This is a genomic window from Salinivibrio sharmensis, assembly GCF_001995985.1.
Lineage (GTDB): Bacteria > Pseudomonadota > Gammaproteobacteria > Enterobacterales > Vibrionaceae > Salinivibrio > Salinivibrio sharmensis.
The window spans coordinates 113,712-131,743 of the sequence record NZ_MUFC01000005.1 but is presented as its reverse complement, the minus strand read 5'-3'; the positions used below and the strand labels follow the sequence as shown (position 1 = coordinate 131,743).

At 47.3% G+C, this 18,032-nt stretch carries 17 protein-coding genes; 5 read left to right on the top strand and 12 right to left on the bottom strand.

What is annotated here, in order from left to right:
- Positions 1 to 171 precede the first annotated feature (171 nt).
- Complete coding sequence (waaA, locus tag BZG74_RS06710) at positions 172 to 1,431, top strand: lipid IV(A) 3-deoxy-D-manno-octulosonic acid transferase (protein WP_077771899.1); 1,260 nt, start codon at positions 172 to 174, stop codon at positions 1,429 to 1,431.
- A 4-nt stretch (positions 1,432 to 1,435) separates the two neighbouring features.
- On the opposite strand, the gene BZG74_RS06705 is transcribed toward waaA, so the two are convergent.
- Positions 1,436 to 2,146 (bottom strand): 3-deoxy-D-manno-octulosonic acid kinase, encoded by a 711-nt coding sequence (locus BZG74_RS06705; protein ID WP_235605719.1) that lies wholly within the window; start codon positions 2,144 to 2,146, stop codon positions 1,436 to 1,438.
- Positions 2,147 to 2,265: 119 nt separating this feature from the next.
- Here BZG74_RS06705 and coaD point away from each other — a divergent pair, with 119 nt between their 5' ends.
- Complete coding sequence (gene coaD / locus BZG74_RS06700; protein WP_392397585.1) at positions 2,266 to 2,811, top strand: pantetheine-phosphate adenylyltransferase; 546 nt, start codon at positions 2,266 to 2,268, stop codon at positions 2,809 to 2,811.
- Here the strand turns inward: coaD and mutM are convergent.
- From mutM to radC, 5 genes are all read right to left on the bottom strand, one after another.
- On the bottom strand, positions 2,806 to 3,618 hold the full coding sequence (gene mutM, locus BZG74_RS06695) for a bifunctional DNA-formamidopyrimidine glycosylase/DNA-(apurinic or apyrimidinic site) lyase (RefSeq protein WP_077771897.1): 813 nt from the start codon (positions 3,616 to 3,618) through the stop codon (positions 2,806 to 2,808). The two genes, coaD and mutM, sit on opposite strands and share 6 nt — an antisense overlap.
- 18 nt (positions 3,619 to 3,636) lie before the next feature.
- On the bottom strand, positions 3,637 to 4,116 hold the full coding sequence (locus BZG74_RS06690; protein WP_077606801.1) for a hypothetical protein: 480 nt from the start codon (positions 4,114 to 4,116) through the stop codon (positions 3,637 to 3,639).
- 115 nt (positions 4,117 to 4,231) lie between these two features.
- Positions 4,232 to 4,402 carry a 50S ribosomal protein L33 gene (gene rpmG, locus BZG74_RS06685; protein WP_046074696.1) on the bottom strand — a complete coding sequence of 57 codons (171 nt, stop codon included), beginning with the start codon at positions 4,400 to 4,402 and terminating at the stop codon, positions 4,232 to 4,234.
- A gap of 13 nt (positions 4,403 to 4,415) precedes the next feature.
- Positions 4,416 to 4,652 (bottom strand): 50S ribosomal protein L28, encoded by a 237-nt coding sequence (rpmB, locus tag BZG74_RS06680; protein WP_046074695.1) that lies wholly within the window; start codon positions 4,650 to 4,652, stop codon positions 4,416 to 4,418.
- Between the two features lie 185 nt (positions 4,653 to 4,837).
- Positions 4,838 to 5,521, bottom strand: coding sequence for a RadC family protein (gene radC, locus BZG74_RS06675; RefSeq protein ID WP_077771896.1), 684 nt, complete (start codon positions 5,519 to 5,521; stop codon positions 4,838 to 4,840).
- A 245-nt stretch (positions 5,522 to 5,766) separates the two neighbouring features.
- Between radC and coaBC the strand changes: the two genes are divergently transcribed.
- Positions 5,767 to 7,017 (top strand): bifunctional phosphopantothenoylcysteine decarboxylase/phosphopantothenate--cysteine ligase CoaBC, encoded by a 1,251-nt coding sequence (gene coaBC, locus BZG74_RS06670; protein ID WP_077771895.1) that lies wholly within the window; start codon positions 5,767 to 5,769, stop codon positions 7,015 to 7,017.
- 195 nt (positions 7,018 to 7,212) lie between these two features.
- Complete coding sequence (gene slmA, locus BZG74_RS06665; RefSeq protein ID WP_077771894.1) at positions 7,213 to 7,803, top strand: nucleoid occlusion factor SlmA; 591 nt, start codon at positions 7,213 to 7,215, stop codon at positions 7,801 to 7,803.
- Positions 7,804 to 7,900: 97 nt separating this feature from the next.
- Here the strand turns inward: slmA and pyrE are convergent, their stop codons facing one another.
- On the bottom strand, positions 7,901 to 8,542 hold the full coding sequence (gene pyrE, locus BZG74_RS06660) for an orotate phosphoribosyltransferase (protein WP_077771893.1): 642 nt from the start codon (positions 8,540 to 8,542) through the stop codon (positions 7,901 to 7,903).
- Positions 8,543 to 8,637: 95 nt separating this feature from the next.
- A complete protein-coding gene (gene rph / locus BZG74_RS06655; RefSeq protein ID WP_077771892.1) occupies positions 8,638 to 9,357 on the bottom strand; it encodes a ribonuclease PH in 720 nt (239 codons plus the stop codon).
- Between the two features lie 160 nt (positions 9,358 to 9,517).
- Here rph and BZG74_RS06650 point away from each other — a divergent pair, with 160 nt between their 5' ends.
- Positions 9,518 to 10,381 (top strand): YicC/YloC family endoribonuclease, encoded by an 864-nt coding sequence (locus BZG74_RS06650; protein ID WP_077771891.1) that lies wholly within the window; start codon positions 9,518 to 9,520, stop codon positions 10,379 to 10,381.
- Positions 10,382 to 10,579: 198 nt separating this feature from the next.
- Here BZG74_RS06650 and BZG74_RS06645 read toward each other — a convergent pair whose 3' ends face one another.
- Genes BZG74_RS06645 through BZG74_RS06630 form a run of 4 tightly spaced genes read right to left on the bottom strand, consistent with a single transcriptional unit; the run spans position 10,580 to position 17,794 of the window.
- Complete coding sequence (locus BZG74_RS06645; RefSeq protein WP_077771890.1) at positions 10,580 to 12,646, bottom strand: AIPR family protein; 2,067 nt, start codon at positions 12,644 to 12,646, stop codon at positions 10,580 to 10,582.
- Position 12,647: 1 nt separating this feature from the next.
- On the bottom strand, positions 12,648 to 13,622 hold the full coding sequence (locus BZG74_RS06640; protein WP_158020634.1) for a PD-(D/E)XK motif protein: 975 nt from the start codon (positions 13,620 to 13,622) through the stop codon (positions 12,648 to 12,650).
- Positions 13,609 to 16,320 carry a Z1 domain-containing protein gene (locus tag BZG74_RS06635; RefSeq protein ID WP_077771888.1) on the bottom strand — a complete coding sequence of 904 codons (2,712 nt, stop codon included), beginning with the start codon at positions 16,318 to 16,320 and terminating at the stop codon, positions 13,609 to 13,611. Before BZG74_RS06635 ends, BZG74_RS06640 begins: the two co-directional genes overlap by 14 nt.
- Positions 16,310 to 17,794, bottom strand: a complete 1,485-nt coding sequence (locus tag BZG74_RS06630) for an ATP-binding protein (protein WP_077771887.1) — start codon at positions 17,792 to 17,794, stop codon at positions 16,310 to 16,312. Before BZG74_RS06630 ends, BZG74_RS06635 begins: the two co-directional genes overlap by 11 nt.
- Positions 17,795 to 18,032 lie beyond the last annotated feature (238 nt).

Sequence of the window (18,032 nt, the reverse complement as noted above, 5' to 3'; positions counted from 1 at the left end):
ATTCCCATGTTATTGCTGTTTTTCTCTACTAAATGCCGCCAACTTTAGCACAGTTTAGTTATCGCTTACTGTTCACAACGCCCAAGGCATGAGCTACTACCGACAATCAAACATCAACAAAACGCTATCAAAACGCTATCATGGCAACAAGCTATCAATAGGAGCCAACTTGTGCGCTGGATATATACATTGTTACTCACGCTTGCCGCCCCTTTTCTGCTTGTTGGGCTTTATCGCAAACGGCCTGGTAAGCCTGCTGTTGGCGAGCGGTGGCGTGAGCACTTTGGTGGAACGCCCAACGTAGACGGTCAGCCTATTTGGCTGCACGCAGTATCGGTGGGCGAAGTCCTCGCCGCAAAACCAGTGATCAGCGCGCTGCAACAAGTCTATCCAGATGTCCCGATCCTTGTCACCACTACCACTGCCACAGGCGCTGAGCAAGCCGAGCGTATCGATGGTGTCATACACCGCTATATGCCGGTCGATTTCCCTTTTGCGGTAAAACGTTTTCTCCGTGCGGTCTCTCCCCGTTTATGCGTGATTATGGAAACCGAGCTTTGGCCAAATACCTTGCATCATGTGGGTCGAGCGGGCATCCCCATTACGGTTATCAACGCCCGGCTTTCTCAAAAAGCTTGCCAACGCTACCAAAAAATCGCCCCGCTCTTTCACGCCATGAGCAAACATATCGACTTGATCGTTTGTCAGCATCAAAACGATCAGGCGCGCTTTGCAAGCCTCGGTGTCGCGCATGACAAGCTCGCGGTGGCTGGCTCGGTGAAATTTGATATTAAAGCCGTGGATCCGGCGTTGGGTGCCGCACTTCGTGAAGCACGTGGCGAGCGTCCTTGCTGGATAGGTGCCAGTACTCACGCGGGAGAAGACGCCACCTTGCTCACCGCTCACAGTGTATTACTGCGCGACTACCCAGACGCCTTGCTGATATTGGTCCCTCGACACCCAGAACGTTTTGATGATGTAGCCCAGCAAGTGGCCACCCAAGGGCTCAGCGTACAACGACGCACCGAGGGTGAGCCGCTGGCAATCAGCACCCAAGTTTATCTTGGAGACACCATGGGAGAGATGATGACCTACCTGGCAGCCGCGGATGTGGTGGTGATGGCGGGCAGCTTTTTAGGCACCAAAGTGGGAGGACATAACCTGCTTGAGCCTGCGGCGTTAGGCAAGCCCCTTTTAACTGGCCCAAGCTATTATAACTTCCAAGTGATTGGCGACGCGCTGATTGAGGCAGGCGCCCTACAGGTGTGTAACGACAGCCAAGACCTCGCCGCTAAAATCGGTGCTTTTTTCAGTGCCCCCGCCCTGGCCGCACAAGCCGGCAACGCTGGGCTCTCTGTGGTTGAACAAAATCGTGGCGCGGTCGAGCGCACCTTGCAGGCTCTCGCCCCCTGGCTTAATCGCCCGCGCTAGCGTCTTACTTACGGATATGATTGTAGCCTTTTAATACGGCAGCCCAGTCTTCGGGTTGCCAACGGATCTGACGCTTCTCTTTTTCTTTTTTAAACGAGCGATGAAGGCGGGCAAGGTTATCCTCTTTCCACTGCTCGCCATCGCGCTGCTGGCACTTATCGAAGTCAATCAGCCACAACTTTCCTTTTCTATCACGCAGGATGTTGTGGATATTCAGATCGGTATGACACACACCAGCGTCGTGTAGGCGGCGAACCAGACGCCCAATGGCGCGGTAATCATGGGCAAGTAAGCTATTTTCACTCAAGACAGCAACCAGATCGCGCGCACCTGGGATTTTCTCCACCAAGATATCGGCACGATAGGTACGGCCATTTTTTACTGCACGCGCGGCAACAGGACGAGGTACCGGCATTTTTTTCTCGCGAAGATAGGCCAGTAAGTTGAGCTCAGCGCCACAACGAGTCGCTTCCCACCCTTGAAACCAATACTGATCTTTCACGAATTTACCAAACAAGCCACCGCGGTAGTAATGACGTAACGCCATTTCCATTTTCGGCCCTCGGATAAAGAACGTGGTACCACGCCCTTTCGCTGAGCCGGTGACGGCCGCTTGCTGATGCCAAAAATGAATATCAAAATACTGACGAGGATCGCCCTCCACCAAGGCAGGGTCGTACCAAATACACTCGTTGTCGCGTTGCTCTACTTCTATACTCACGGTTTTTCCTGTTTGCGCACTGACGCTGGCGCACATCAGTGTACCTTGCTCGCCAATGGATTCACAGGCGAGAGGTCACGGCGCTGTAAGAACAATGCGTGATGGACAAGGATTTGATAACCTCTTCCCAGATCAACGTTTTTAAGGAAAAGCTCGTGACACACAAACAGCATACACGCGTGATTTACCCAGGCACATTTGATCCCATCACGAATGGCCATCTGGATCTGATTGAGCGGGCGGCAAGAATGTTTGATGATGTGATTGTGGGGATCGCGGCTAGCCCAAGCAAAAAGCCACTGTTCGACCTGGATGAACGCGTGGCGCTCACGCAAGCGGTTACCGCGCACCTTCCCAATGTCTCAGTGGTGGGCTTTTCAGGGTTGCTGGTCAATTTTGCCAAGCAGTACCAGGCCAATATTCTGGTGCGCGGTTTGCGCGCGGTCTCTGACTTTGAGTATGAATTTCAGCTGGCCAATATGAACCGCCGATTAATGCCAGCGCTCGAGAGTGTGTTCCTCACTCCCTCAGAGGAGCATTCATTTATCTCCTCGACGTTGGTCAAAGAGGTGGCGTTACACGGCGGTGATACCAGTGAGTTTGTCGCGCCTAGCGTACTGACCGCCTTGCAAGAAAAGCTGCAAGACAAGCGTTCATAAGGGCTGGCATTGCGGGCAAAAAACGGTTGCCCGCTGGCCGATAACCATCCGCTCAAGGGTCACGCCACAAGCGGGGCACGGCGCACCCGATTTACCGTAAACGCGCAGCTCTTGAGCGAAATAACCGGCTTTACCATCTACCTGGGTAAAGTCTTTTAGCGTGGTGCCGCCTTGCGTAATTGCCGCCGCTAACACGGTTTTTATCTCATCCACAAGCTTTGTCGCCTCGACAAAGGAAAGACTCCCTGCAGGACGTTTGGGGTGAATACCCGCACAAAACAGCGATTCATTGGCGTAAATATTTCCCACGCCTACCACCACCGCGTTGTCCATGATAAAGCTTTTCATTGCCATTTTTTTGCCCGCCGCCTTAGCCAATAAATAGTCTGGGTTAAACGCATCAGTGAGTGGTTCGGGGCCCAGATTGCCTAATACAGGATGCGGTAAATCCCCTTCCTGCCACAGCCAGGCGCCAAAGCGGCGCGGATCGTGATAACGAATCACACGACCATTGCTGAGCGTGACATCCACATGATCGTGCTTTTCCGGTGCAAAAGAGGTGGGCAGTACTCGTAAACTGCCCGACATGCCAAGATGCACAATCGCAGTACCGACGTCCGTCTCCAATAAAAGATACTTGGCGCGACGGGTCACCCGTCGGATCACCTGACCTTTTAACTGTTGTAGCGTCTCAGGGATCGGCCAGCGCAGCTTAGGCTGGCGAATGGTAATCTCAGTAACGGTTTGCCCTTCAACATACGGCATGATACCTAAACGGCTTACTTCTACTTCCGGTAACTCTGGCATAGAGACAGCGCTTAATATTTACGACTTTGATAGCGGAAAAAGATACCGACTATCTACCGACACCGCTAGCCATTGGCCGTGCTCGTTTTGCATCAACCAAAATTGGGGTTGTTGGTAATAGGTAATGCGGATGGGCTCTTGGTCGGGGCTACGGGTAAGCTCCAACGTACGGGGAGACGTTAATTGGGGTCGCAACGACTGCATGGTGGTGTCATCGACTTGCGTCCCAGTCAGCCCCAGCCAGCGCTGGGCAAGCTCTGTCGGGCTAATCACCAAGGGTTTATCCGATTGCCAGCCCTCTAACGTACGCGTCAGTGTTAAATGGGAAAACCGCAACGACAGCACATCACTGCGCGACTCAACCAGCGCAATCACCCCCTCAGGTGTTGCCCGTGCTTGGCGTTGATGGCGCAAATAATCTGGCAGCAGCATTAAGCCAAAAAAAACCACCACTGAGAGAATCAGGATGTTATTCCATGTCTGCCGCTTTAGCTTCATGTCGGTTCACCTGAGGACGTTACGCGTGTCTTTCCCAGTATACCGCAAATGTGACCAGATTTTAGTTATAAAAAAACCCAGCCTAGGCTGGGTCTTTCTCAAAGCGTTAATCAAATTACTTGATTTTGGCTTCTTTATACATAACGTGCTTGCGAACTACAGGATCAAATTTTTTGATCTCGAATTTGCTAGGCATGTTACGTTTGTTCTTATCTGTGGTGTAGAAGTGACCAGTACCTGCAGAGGATACTAGACGAATCTTCTCACGAACGCCGTTTTTAGCCATTCTCTAATTCCTCTTATACGTTCTCACCGCGGGCACGCATTTCTGTAAGTACAGAATCAATGCCTTTTTTGTCGATGATGCGCATACCTTTAGTAGATAGACGCAGTTTAACGAAGCGTTTTTCGCTTTCTACCCAGAAACGATGAGTTTGCAGGTTCGGCAGAAAACGACGCTTGGTGGCGTTATTAGCGTGAGAGCGGTTGTTACCAACTACAGGACGCTTGCCAGTTACTTGGCATACTCGTGACATGAAAGTCTCTCCAAAATCGTTTCGGCTCGATATCAACCTTGTCCGCCAGTCCTGCATCGTTAAGGTCAGGTCGAAGGTCAAGGCTATCAAAGGTGGCGCATTATACTAACTGAATTCACATTGCTCAAGTCCCGAGCAGATCCTTTTATGCGCTTTTTGATCGTTTTTTTCGCCAATGGCGATCCTTAAGGGGATAACAACCAACCTCGTTCGGCGAACGATACCACATCTCCGTCCCCAATCACTAGGTGATCAAGCACGCGAACCTCCACTAATGACAAGGCATTGGCAATTCTATCGGTAATATGTCGGTCTGCCTGGCTCGGCTCTGCCACACCGGATGGATGGTTATGGGCCAAAATCAGTGCTGCCGCATGCAACTCAAGCGCGCGACGGACAATTTCTCGTGGATAAACGCTCGCCGCATTGTGTGTGCCTTCAAAAAGCTGCTCATCGGCTATCACGCGATGCTGATTATCGAGAAATAAAACGTAAAATGCCTCGCGAGGCCGGTCGCGCAGTAAGGTCGAGAGATAACGGCGAGTATGGTCCGGGCTGGTCAGCGCATCGGTTTTGCTCAAGGTTTCTTTTAAATAACGTCGACTCAACTCCAATACCGCCTGTAACTGAGCATATTTGGCGCTACCCAGCCCTTTTCGCTGACAAAACGCCCCTTGGTCCGCCCCCATCAGCGACCGGAGCGAGCCAAAATCCTGCAAAAGATGATCGGCCAACGCCACCGCGCTCATCCCTGTGACGCCCGTGCGTAAAAAAATCGCTAATAGCTCGGCATCCGAGAGGCTTTCCGCTCCCCGTGCTAACAAGCGTTCTCTGGGACGACAATCTTGCGGCAAGGTTTTTAGGCTCATAGTGATTCCTCTTCAACGTTGCCGCCAGTTAAAGTAAGCGCCTTTCACGCCGCAATGACTTTTACATGTAACTGCGGCGCGTTCGCGATTTTATCATGAGCCACCGTTAACGCTTTCAGCCGCGCGCTAGCCATATCACATCCAACGCGAATCACACCCCATGCGGATTCATGCGCTCAAACAAGCTTTTTGCGCTAAGGATTATGGTATGGTTTTGTCATTCATGTTCCAACACACAGAGCATTATGGCCAATAGTTCACAGCAGCCAGCCCAGACGCTGGCCGGTAAACGTATTTTGCTTGGCATGGGCGGCGGAATTGCCGCGTATAAGTGTGCCGATCTCACCCGCCGCCTCATCGAGCGCGGGGCCACCGTCAAGGTAGTGATGACTCATGCTGCAAAAGAGTTTATTACCCCATTGACCATGCAAGCCGTTTCCGGTCATCCGGTATCGGATAGCTTACTCGACCCCGCGGCTGAGGCCTCTATGGGGCATATTGAACTGGCTAAATGGGCCGATTTGGTGCTGATTGCCCCCGCAACCGCCGATTTGATAGCCCGGATCCACGCGGGCATGGGCAATGATTTGCTCACTACCGTGTGCTTGGCCACCGATGCCCCTCTGGCGATTGCGCCGGCGATGAACCAGCAAATGTATCGCGCCCACGCCACCCAAGCGAACTTGAGTGGGCTACGTGCACGAGGCTGCCTGATATGGGGCCCAGACAGTGGCGCGCAAGCCTGCGGCGATGTGGGCCCCGGGCGCATGCTCGAGCCTTTGGCCTTAGTGGCTGAATGCGAACGTTGGTCCGGCCCCAAACCGCTTTCAGGCAAGCGCGTGATGATTACCGCCGGCCCTACCCGCGAAGCGCTAGACCCAGTCCGATATCTCTCTAACCACAGCTCAGGGAAAATGGGCTATGCCCTCGCCGAGGCGGCAGCCCGTTTAGGGGCCGACGTCACCTTAGTCTCTGGCCCGGTAGCATTGTCGGTGCCGACAGGTGTCACACGTATTGATGTCACCAGTGCCCAGCAAATGCATGATGCGGTGCATGCGAGCATCATCGACCAGGATATTTTTATCGGCTGTGCCGCGGTCGCTGACTACCGTCCACAGACCATGGCCGAGCAGAAAATGAAAAAGCAGGCCAATCAAGACACAATGACGGTCACTATGGTGAAAAATCCAGACATTATTGCTTCGGTAGCGGGCTTAACGACACATCGTCCATTTACGGTCGGCTTTGCCGCCGAAACCCAAGATGTAGCGGCCTACGCGCGTGACAAGCTGGCACGTAAAACGCTTGATATGATTTGTGCTAACGATGTGTCCCAGTCCGATCAAGGCTTTAACAGCGATCGCAATGCCTTGCATCTGTTTTGGCCTGGGGGAGACAAAGCCCTGCCGGTCGCGGAAAAGCGCACATTGGCCCACGAGGTGATGACGCACATACATGCACGCTATTTACAGCAAACCATCCAGGATGAGCACTGAGGCGGGTGAGAGGGGCAACCTACTTATCACCACAATACAAGTTCAAAAGCGTGCGCCATGGCCACGCTTTTTGCTTTTAATACAGAGACCTCGTCGCTAAGATAGGGGAAAAATCCACACATGGCGGCACCTCTCCATGATGCCTCCTTTACCGGTCGCCAGTGTGACAGATAAAAAGACAAAGGAATCGCATCCATGGCAGCCCCAAAAAAAAGTAATCGCCGCGAAGAGATCCTTCAAGCGCTCGCGCAAATGCTGGAATCCAGCCAAGGCAGCCAACGCATCACCACGGCCAAACTCGCCGAGCAAGTCGGGGTGTCTGAGGCAGCTCTCTATCGCCACTTCCCCAGTAAAGCGCGGATGTTTGAGGGGCTCATCGAGTTTATCGAAGATTCCCTGTTATCCCGCATCAATCTGATCATTGAGGAAGAAAAGGACACCTTGGTGCGCCTCAAACTAATTTTGCAATTATTGCTGGCCTTTGGTGAGCGCAACCCAGGGCTCACGCGCATCATGACAGGTCATGCCTTGATGTTTGAGCAAGATAGGTTACAAGCGCGCATCAATCAGCTTTTCGAGCGCGTCGAAGCCCAGCTTAAGCAAGTACTGCGCGAGCGTCGTTTACGCGAAGGAAAAGGGTTCCCATTGGATGAGGCAGTGCTCGCCAGCCAATTGATTAGCCAAGTGGAAGGTGGCTTTTGTCGCTACGTACGATCGTCATTTAAGCAGTTGCCGACTGCCAATTTCGAGCAATACTGGCAACTGCTCACCAATCAACTGCAGTAAATAGCGCAGTGCAACTGGCGTAGTGCAACGAGCGCAGTGCAACGGGTGTCGTGCAACAGGCTCAGCTAAATGGCTCTGCCGGCTGCACGCACGCAACTTAAATCCCGTAGCTCGCCTGGTACGCTTTCACCGCCGCCAACTGAGCCGGATCGGCTTGGCTTTGCTCTAGGTAAGTGACCAAGTCCGATAAGCTAATGATAGACACCACCTGGCAACCAAAGTCACGCTCGACTTCTTGGATCGCCGACAACTCTCCTTGGCCACGCTCTTGGCGGTCAATTGCCACCAACACCCCAGCAAGCTGCGCCCCCTGCGCTTGAATCAGTGTCATTGACTCGCGAATGGCAGTACCTGCGGTTATCACATCATCCACCAACATCACACGGCCACTCAGTGCGCTACCGACCAAGTTGCCGCCCTCACCATGGTCTTTGGCCTCTTTGCGGTTAAAACAATAAGGCGTATCCACATCATGATGCGCAGCAAGTGCTACCGCGGTGGTGGTCGCAATCGGGATCCCTTTGTACGCAGGACCAAACAACACATCGTAATCAATCCCTGCATCCATCAACGCGGCAGCATAAAATTCACCCAGCTTTGCCAAATCGCGCCCGGTGTTAAACAAGCCGGCATTAAAAAAGTACGGACTTTTCCGCCCTGATTTAAGGGTAAACTCGCCAAACTTTAATACCTCACGCTCTAAGGCAAACTCAATAAACTGGCGCTGATAGGCTTTCATTCGTTCCTCTCTTGGTTGTCTTGGTGACACGCCACATGCCACCTGGGGTCGGATAGATAAAAAAATAGCCCCCGATGCGGGAGCTACTTAATTTGTTAGACGTCGGCGAGTGCCGATTTTTGCGCGACGACAATGTCATCAATGCCCTTACTGGCCAGTGCGAGCATCGCGTTTAGCTCATCGGGGGTAAACGGCTCGGCCTCGGCAGTGCCTTGCACCTCAATCATGCGGCCATCTTCGAGCATCACCACATTCATATCGGTATCTGCCGCCGAGTCTTCCACGTATTCAAGGTCACAAATCGGCGTTTGCTGGTAAATACCCACCGACACAGCGGCCACATGGCCACGCATCGGGTTAGCCGCAAGCTTGCCCTCGCGTACCAGCGCGTTAAGCGCGTCTGCCAGGGCCACACTCGCCCCAGAAATGGATGCGGTGCGTGTGCCACCGTCGGCCTGAATCACATCACAGTCAACCGTAATGGTGCGCTCACCCAGTGCTTTTAAATCGACCGCGGCGCGCAAGCTGCGGCCAATCAAACGTTGAATTTCGACGGTACGGCCACCTTGTTTACCGCTTGACGCTTCACGACGGTTACGGGTGTGGGTTGCACGCGGCAACATGCCATACTCGGCAGTCACCCAACCTTGGCCCTTACCTTTTAAAAAGCGCGGCACGCCCTCTTCAATCGTGGCATTACAGATCACCTTGGTATCACCAAAGCACACCAACACAGAGCCTTCTGCGTGGGCCGTAAAACCGCGGGTAAAGCTAACGGGACGAATTTGGTCGAGTGCTCTTCCACTTGGGCGCATGCAAGTTACCTTATTGACTGACAGAATGTGGTCGCGATTATACGTGTTTCTCCGCCCTCTTGCGATCCCTGTCCACCCCACAGACCAAGACAGCTGACGGCAAGGGCATGGATGCGTATAATCTTTGCCATTGACCTTCAGCACATAAGAGCAGGTACACATGATCCACAGTATGACCGCCTACGCCCGTCAAGAACTCAAGGGCGATTGGGGCAACGCGGTTTGGGAAATCCGCTCCGTTAACCAGCGCTATCTCGAAACCTACATTCGCATGCCTGAGCAGCTACGTAGCCTTGAGCCTGTAGTACGCGAGCGTTTTCGCAAACGCCTAGCCCGCGGCAAAGTGGAATGCAACCTGCGCTTTGATACCTCACAAGCCAGCCAAGATAAGCTCACCATCAATGAAGCCTTGGCCAAGCAAGTTATTCACGCCGCCAAATGGGTGAAAGAGACCGCGGGTGAAGGCAACATCAATCCGTTTCAAGTCCTGAACTGGCCAGGCGTGATGGAAGCGCCGGAGCAAGACACCGACGAGCTACACCGCGCCTTATTAACTGGCCTTGATGACGCGCTCGATGCCTTTATCGCCGCACGTGCCAGCGAAGGCGAGAACATGAAAGCCCTGATTGAGCAGCGACTCGATGCGATTAGCGCCGAAGTGATCAAAGTGCGTGAAAAGATGCCCACCGTGATTGAATGGCAGCGTGAACGTTTGACCACGCGCTTAGAAGAAGCACAAGTGGAGCTCGACCCGGCTCGCGTTGAGCAAGAAATGGTGATGCTGGCGCAAAAAGTGGATGTTGCAGAAGAGCTTGACCGCTTGGACTCACACGTTTCAGAAGCACATAAAATCCTCAAAAAAGGCGGCGCCTGCGGCCGACGCTTGGACTTTATGATGCAAGAGTTCAACCGCGAAGCCAACACCCTCGCCTCCAAATCAATCAGCACCGAGATCACCGCCTCCGGCGTCGAGCTCAAAGTACTTATCGAACAAATGCGCGAGCAGATCCAGAATATTGAATAAAACTCACTAACACTCAAAAAACACACCACCAATTAAAAAACTCACTTTATGGTGGGTTTTCATTCAATTGGTGAGTATTTTTCACTGCTAATCTCGAACTATTAGTGAGTACAAGGGGTGGCCGTATGGCTAATGATACAATCCGCGGTCTTAGTTATTGTAAAGGCGACAAAGATGTGAAGCTGCTATACAGTTGATTTACTTTATTACAACCCCTTCACTTTCAGCTTTCTTCAAGGTTTCAATGAGTAACTTACTTTGTTTCTCCGTTGGTATTTTTTTAGGAATTTGTGTAGCGACTCTCATAATTTCAAGCTCTTTCTCGGTAAAAACGTCTAAAGAACCACACTGAAGCAGCAGGCTAGTCCATTGTTTTGCCTCAATTTTTAAGACCGCTTTTTGAGCCTCAATTCCATCGTCCATTTTCTGTATTTTTTGGGCCTGCTTTTTTTCATTCTGTATAACTTCTTGTGAGACAAGGCTGTCTTTAAAACCCTGTGGCAATAGCTTAACCAAGCTTTCTGAATTCTCTTTTAGCCTTTGCCAGCACCCTTCCTTTTTACACCACTCGGTAACGTTAGATATTCCTTGTGGCGGTCGAGTAATCTCATCATGGACAAACTCTGAAGTTATTTCTAGGGCCCTTTCTAAATCATTTGATATAAGCTGTTTRTTCCATATATGTATAAAATCTATAGACTTGTCGAGCGTTGAAGAGTAATAGCCCAATAGTGCTAATGTATAAGCAACAACGTTTGCTCTATAACCACCATTATACCAAGGCTGAGCTGAAACCAACTTTTCTGTTTTTCTAAAAATGATGGCGCGAGCAATAGCTCTTTTGTAATAAAACTCGTTAAAGTATTTAGATGATTTTTCCCATTCAGAGCCAATACGCTTGGCATACTGAGCAAAGTTTTTCTGAGCTCCAAGGTTAACGAATCTTGGATTTTCGTCCCAAACGTTCTCAAACTTAGCAAGATCAGTTTTAGTGAACATCTGTGGTTTGGGGTTTTCTGCCTGAAACTTTTTCTTTTCGCCTTGAGTTAGCTTGCTTTGCGCATCAGTATATTGACCACGGGCACGCTCATAAAACCATTTTGTCTCTCGTAGCGCCCCTTGTTGAGCGGGGGCCCATATACGCCTCGAGAACTCTTCCATACGAATATGAAACGGATGATTTGAAAAGAAATCAGAAGCATTTACTTTATTCTGAGTGTTTGCGTATTCAGAAATCTTCGGCACGACGACTTCACTTTGTTCGCTATCAATTATTGATAGCTTCATCTGAACAAAAACACCTTCCAAGGAAATCTTATCTTTACGACTTGTATGAAATAGTGAAGCAGTGGTTTGACCGCCATTTACTATTTGCAGATCTTTCATCCGCACCACTTCAAGTCCGGAACTTCCTAGCCTAACTTCTACTTCCTGAGCTGTGGCAGTAATACCATTATTATAGGCAAAGAACATTTGCGGCTCATTTATAATGGTACTTCTTATCCCTTTATTAACATTCCCTCGAGCCTGTAAAAAACATCGTACGTTTTGCTCTAATAATCGAGCACCATATTTTTCATACATTGATGATAAAATAGCTGCTGGAATTACCATCAAGTAAGACTTGTAAGTATCTGAGCCTAAATGTGCAGGCAGGCACGAAATCCCTGTTCCATAAGTTTCAGGAAAATTTATATCAAGAATTTCCTTTTGGCCTCGGGAACTTTGTTGCCGCTGCAATCTAGAAACATCCCAAATATGATACGATGCTGGAACTCCTGAAACCTCATCATCTTTAATGACGCTTACTCGACCACTCAAAACTCGCTCAGAGAACAGATAAAAATTTACCTTTTGAATTGCACGTCCTCGATCATAAACTTGCCTTGATAGCCCATATTCCGGAGCTGTCTCTTCGAGGTCTTTGAATAACTCCTTGCGTTTACTTGCTTCAAAAAACTTCGCAACTCGCTTAAAAGTGCTATCTATTTCGGTCCCCGTAAGAGAAGCCAACTCTTCTCTACAATCGAAATCTGCAATGATAAGATCTAAAGTACCCTCATCATTAAACCAGTAACCATCAACTCTCATTCCTCTTTGTGCCCGATAGTGACAAAGCTCAAACCCTTCCAAAAATCCGGTATCCATCAACTCATGAGCGACGGTTTCTACAAACTGCGACAATTGAAAACTACTACTGGCCTCTGCCCCAGCTAACAAGTCCTGCTTGAAATCATGAAAAAAATCTTGGATAGTTTGCTCCATTTTACCTCCCCCATACATCCTTATCTGCGCATAAAAAGTCTCGAACGCTTTCTAACTTAATTTCATAGCCGACTCTCGTAAGACCTGTATGTAATTCAGATCTTACAATCTTTGGAAACTCACGGTCGACATGATATGTCTGCTCTTCAATGACAATAAATTTAGGCTTATCGTAAGCAAGCATTTTCACATAGCCAGCTTTAGCCAGCTTTGTATCAAACATCTCTATAGCTTCAGCCTCAGTTAGCGTTTCTTCAACTGCGTTTACTAACTCGTTCAAGGATGTTGATGCTTTTGACTCAGGCATATCAACCAGTCTGAAAACCTTAAGAAAAAGGCTACTACTCAAGCTTTCAAGTTGATCTTCAGAAGATATTTTAACCGCATTTCTCTCTCGGCCTGATAGTGACTTAACTTCTACGGCAGTATCGGAAAATATAAAATCCTGATGAGAGGTTTCAGGCCCCTGCCATGCTTCTAACGCGTCTAGCTCATTATTCATTTCCCTTAGCATTTGTAGCAGGAAATTAAGTTCACCGAACAGCCCCCTTACTTCTTCTGCACTAAGCACCTGGCCTTTCTTCCCCGCCATAAATGCTTTCCAGCGTTTTATCTGGGACAGAGCTATAGACAAACCAACCAATGGGTCTGAAACTTCAGAAAGTTCATGAATCAATGTTTCGCAAAAGCTATAAAAAAGATCTTGATCAACATGCTTCTCAAGAACCAAAATGAGGCCCTGATTTCCCGTCGTACTAAGCAGTCTGTACTCAATCTTTATCCCATGAATAGATACCATGTTTTTTTGAAAGATCTCTGCTCCATCTTCTGTCATTTCATAAATAAAGACACAGTGACCGATAGAGTCCTTTCCCCAATAGAGAGGAAGGTATTTGCTGCTTCTTACCTGTCTTACGCTTAGATCTCTAATGGGTGTCTTAATATCATCCCATGGCCTATAATTATTCGTCCTCACCTTCGGCCTCATCTTGAATCAAACTATCCAAATCAATCCCAATTGATTTTTCCAAATAAACTCGATTTGCGACTACTGATACAGTATGAGAATAGTCCACCTTGGGAAAGCTTAAAACGAAAGCAGGAACTGCAAGATTTTCATTTTCACCATCAACCAAATTCAAATTATAAACAATAAGAAGTGGCTTATTTCTTTCCACCCTGTAGTACCTGTCTGAAGGTCTTTTGATTTCCTTTCCTTTTTCTTTAGCGTCAGCAACAGCTTTCTCCATCGCTGCATTTTTTTGCTCTTGAGATAGTCCATAATGCTCATGCCTACCTCCAACACGGGCTTGATTCACACGCCAGCTTTTATCTTCTTTTACATAAGTTGCACTTCGAGTTCTTGGTGATAAAGTATAATCGTGCTCTAACAAACCATACTTTTCTGATACTAAAGCAACATCAGAGAGTGGGTATTTTTTGACGATTGACTTTAAGTACTTTAATGCAAAATTTCTCTTTTCCTGTGTTTTAGGTGAACACTTGAATTGGTTTAAAAACTCGATTATTATCTTTGTATCAACATCACCTATGTACCAGCCTTTTCCACCTTCATTTGGCAAAACTTCTCTATCTTTTACACCAAAATTTTCCTTCCAGTATTTTATAATTAGACTTTGATTAAAATCGTTTAGTTCTCGATCATCTGGAAGAGTGTCACTTTCGATAGCTTTTTCACTGTAACTCTGTCTTACAGTGATATTTTCCGCAGATCTCATTTTATTTGAAGCTGTAACTAGCAAAGTATCAGGGTGAGACATTACATATAAGCCAAAGTCTCTAGGACTTAATCCATCAAGTCTCATTTGTATAACTTGGTCTCGCAAGTCTTCTGATGAAATCGCAATATGCGAATACCAGTCTATGGAATCATGAGGCAAATGAACTTTACATAAATCATCGTATCCAGTTCGATAACCGAACCAACGTCCCATCTGCATGAGCGTGTCGTACATTCGAGTATTTCTGTACATATAACTGATACATAGCCCCTCAATTGTAAGACCACGAGAAAGACTTAAACCACCGACAGCAATTGCTGTTAAACCATGGCCATCTCTTTCATATTTTTTGTAATCAAGCGGCTCATCGGACTTACTGTTAACAACAAAAGTTCTTATGGATTCAGCAGCGTCATACAACGTACATTTTAGCTCTTTCCAAGAAACATCAGCATCCCAATAATCAGCTTCAAAAGTCTGTTTCAACTGATCCATATATTCATTTTTTTGAGAGACTGAATCCGGCATCAAATAGTTTGCCTTTATAGCTACCTTCATCTTTTTGAGATATACACTGATGTGTGCGCGGACTGATTTTTGAACATCCACGAACCTAGAAACATTTACCAGCATTGAGCAATGCTTTTCATCTTGCCCTCTTACCTTTCTAATTGCTTTTACTAAAACAAATTGTCGTATAGCTCTGTAAAGGGATGGAGGCAGTTCGAGAACGTCAAAATCTTTTTTATGACCTAAATGAATATAGTTTTTTGCGTCATCAATTGTTTCTAAAATTCGTTCAGAACTCTCATCATCTAAGAAGACCCTATCAGGGCCAAAATATGTTGTCGGAGCATCGAGACAATAAATAAAGTCTCTAGGGAAGAGATCATCTTGCAGATCTTGATCACCACCATAAGCATCTGGGTTAATAAAAATATTCGCAAATGGTGTTGCTGTGTATGCCACATAAGCGGATTTATCGAATAAGTTTAGAATCTCTCGAATGCCTTTGTTAATCGTGGTTGTCTCATCCGAATTTTTCTTCGTATTAATCGACGCATAGTCAGATTCATCGTCGATCATCAACATTGGCACTCTTACCGTTCGGCTTTCTTTCGTATTTAGATCTTCCAACCATTGTTTGAGGTTTCTCAGGATATTATGTTCTTTCTTGATTACCATCACTACGGGTTGAGACCTGCTACCGAGACTCCAACCACTTATATCAGCAGTTTTCTTATCGAAATCAGAGTAAACATTGGTCACAGAGACTGGAAAATTTATTTCATCAAAACTAAGTCCAACGCCAACCTCTTGCCAGCTTTCTCCATTTTTTGTTCTTCCAATAAAGCCCTCATCAAACCTTTCTTGTGTCTGTTTTCTTAAGTTATTTTGACTACCCGCAATAACGATAATAAACTTGTAACCAGCATCTGCCGCTTTTGTCACTAATCCTAGGTAATTCGCTGTTTTACCCGATTGCACGTGACCAATAACCAATCCTCGTCTATCCCACACACCGGGCGATGTGGGATCTTGAAGATGACCAAGTATTTTGGTACCTACATCACTCAGAGACTGAACTACTGTTGGTGACCATCCTTTGTCTCTTAGATACTTTTCATAAGCATCTGAATAAAGCCACTTCTTAATATCCTTACGCTTATATACCCACTCATCATCATGAACAGCCTCAGGATCTACAAGTGAAACACCCACACCCATTTTAGAATCTATTTCATAGTAGGCTTCTTTAGCGAGACTTAGGACATCAAGTTCCTGCAGTCCCATCATTTCTGCTAGATTAATAGCCAATTCATCTACTTCTTCTCGAGTCGGGATATATTCTTCCCATTTTCCTTTTGCGGTATTAATCAAAGCTGAGATAAAAACCTTATTTGCTTCAAACTTCTTTTTCTCATTCCTCATTTTTTATCCCTTCAAAGTATTGTTCCACCAGCTCCTTGTGAGCATCAAACATACGTACAGAATCAATAACATTCCGAAACATATCGACATTCATCTCACCAGAACCAAATAAGGACTTTCTAAGCTCTTCGAGCTTTTGTAAAACATTGTTTTTCTCTATTGAGAATTGATCAACGCTTCTAGGCGCTGAAGAGTAATCCGAGTAGATCATCTCTACCGGAATTGCTGCTGAAACGGCTTCCAGATATGAACGTAAAATTGAAGACTGTTGGTCTGACAACCCCTCCTTTAATCTTTGCAAAAGAGGATGAGATAAATTCAACTCAAACCGAACTCGATTTCTATCACCATAACGCTCCCAAATTGACTCAGGAGAATGTTGGAAAAGCTTCTGTCCTCTACCTCGATGAATTCTGGTGCTTGTGCCAGCAACCTTAGACAATATCTGTCTAAGTCTTTCTCTAACTTCATGCGGCGGTCTTGCTCGCGATTTTTTAATATCAATTGTCCAGCTTTCATCTAGAGCATTTGGAAAATCAATCTGAACTCTAGCAAGCTTGGTCGCTTCACCTTTGGGAACTAACCTGAACCAGTCTCCCCAAGCCATAAGCCTGCCATTTCGGTAGATATATGCTCCCTGATTTGAGATGAAGCTGCTACGATCTTCGTAGAAATCATATTCCTTCGCCGTGAGCTTGCTATGATGCGGTAGGATGTATGGCTGAATAACTACTTCCATACCATCAACGCGGACTATTTCCTTTGGCAGTACCTGTGTCGCTTTTATTTTTCGACAGAATGGATCGAATGCATCTATGGAGTTACCGTTTATACGAATGCTAAATTTAGGATGATGTTTAACTTCACCAGCTAGAAACCTATGAAAAACCAGAGACAAATGGCGATCAACGAGATCTAGTTTTTCAAAAACAATTTCATCTCGCTTACTACCATACTGGTCTTCAAACAACCGATCTAACTTAGTCCAGACAACCGCTGTACCAGTCTCACCTAAGTGCCCTAAGTACGGTATTTTTTTGATATCATCGTCATCCAGAATTGACAGGCACCATTCATCTCTCTTACTTACATGGTCTAGATCCCATTCAGCTCCACAAACTATTGAATTAATCGAGCTGACGACCGTCAAATTTCTACATTGTGAAAATGAAGCCGTTTTCAAACCCAAGCCAAAGCGACCCAGATCATTAGGCTCTCTAGTCTGCTTGGGGTTAGCTGAACCATGTTTCATTGCAAGTAGAAGTTCGTCCTGTGTCATTCCACTTCCGTTATCTATGATAACCAGTGTCGGCTCTTCACAAGTCAAATCACAGTAGACATCGACTTCGGTCGATCCAGCCGTGATACTGTTATCTATTATATCAGAAACAGCTGTCGCCAAAGAATATCCAAGGTCTCTCATAGACTCAGACAATGACGAAGCACTTGGTGGCAATGTATACTCTCTGGCCATTAACTTTCCACTCCCTTAAAAACTTATGAATCTGTTCTACGATCTTTCCCGAAGCTTCCTTTGACTCACATTCCCAAGCAGTAAAAACGTGCCAACCATCAACAGCTAATTCCCTGTTCTTTTCTTTGTCTCGCTGAACAGTTCGTTCAAGCTTTTCTCTCCAAAACTCCATTCGTGTTTTGGGCATACGGCGGATTCAGCTGTATCGGTACTCCAGATTACTCTCATCTGAATTAAT

Excerpts from the sequence above, each read along its gene's own strand:
- mutM (WP_077771897.1), bottom strand. The coding sequence starts at position 3,618 with ATGCCAGAGTTACCGGAAGTAGAAGTAAGCCGTTTAGGTATCATGCCG.
- BZG74_RS06690 (WP_077606801.1), bottom strand. The coding sequence starts at position 4,116 with ATGAAGCTAAAGCGGCAGACATGGAATAACATCCTGATTCTCTCAGTG.
- rpmG (WP_046074696.1), bottom strand. The coding sequence starts at position 4,402 with ATGGCTAAAAACGGCGTTCGTGAGAAGATTCGTCTAGTATCCTCTGCA.
- rpmB (WP_046074695.1), bottom strand. The coding sequence starts at position 4,652 with ATGTCACGAGTATGCCAAGTAACTGGCAAGCGTCCTGTAGTTGGTAAC.
- radC (WP_077771896.1), bottom strand. The coding sequence starts at position 5,521 with ATGAGCCTAAAAACCTTGCCGCAAGATTGTCGTCCCAGAGAACGCTTG.
- coaBC (WP_077771895.1), top strand. The coding sequence starts at position 5,767 with ATGGCCAATAGTTCACAGCAGCCAGCCCAGACGCTGGCCGGTAAACGT.
- slmA (WP_077771894.1), top strand. The coding sequence starts at position 7,213 with ATGGCAGCCCCAAAAAAAAGTAATCGCCGCGAAGAGATCCTTCAAGCG.
- pyrE (WP_077771893.1), bottom strand. The coding sequence starts at position 8,542 with ATGAAAGCCTATCAGCGCCAGTTTATTGAGTTTGCCTTAGAGCGTGAG.
- rph (WP_077771892.1), bottom strand. The coding sequence starts at position 9,357 with ATGCGCCCAAGTGGAAGAGCACTCGACCAAATTCGTCCCGTTAGCTTT.
- BZG74_RS06650 (WP_077771891.1), top strand. The coding sequence starts at position 9,518 with ATGATCCACAGTATGACCGCCTACGCCCGTCAAGAACTCAAGGGCGAT.
- BZG74_RS06635 (WP_077771888.1), bottom strand. The coding sequence starts at position 16,320 with ATGAGGAATGAGAAAAAGAAGTTTGAAGCAAATAAGGTTTTTATCTCA.
- BZG74_RS06630 (WP_077771887.1), bottom strand. The coding sequence starts at position 17,794 with ATGGCCAGAGAGTATACATTGCCACCAAGTGCTTCGTCATTGTCTGAG.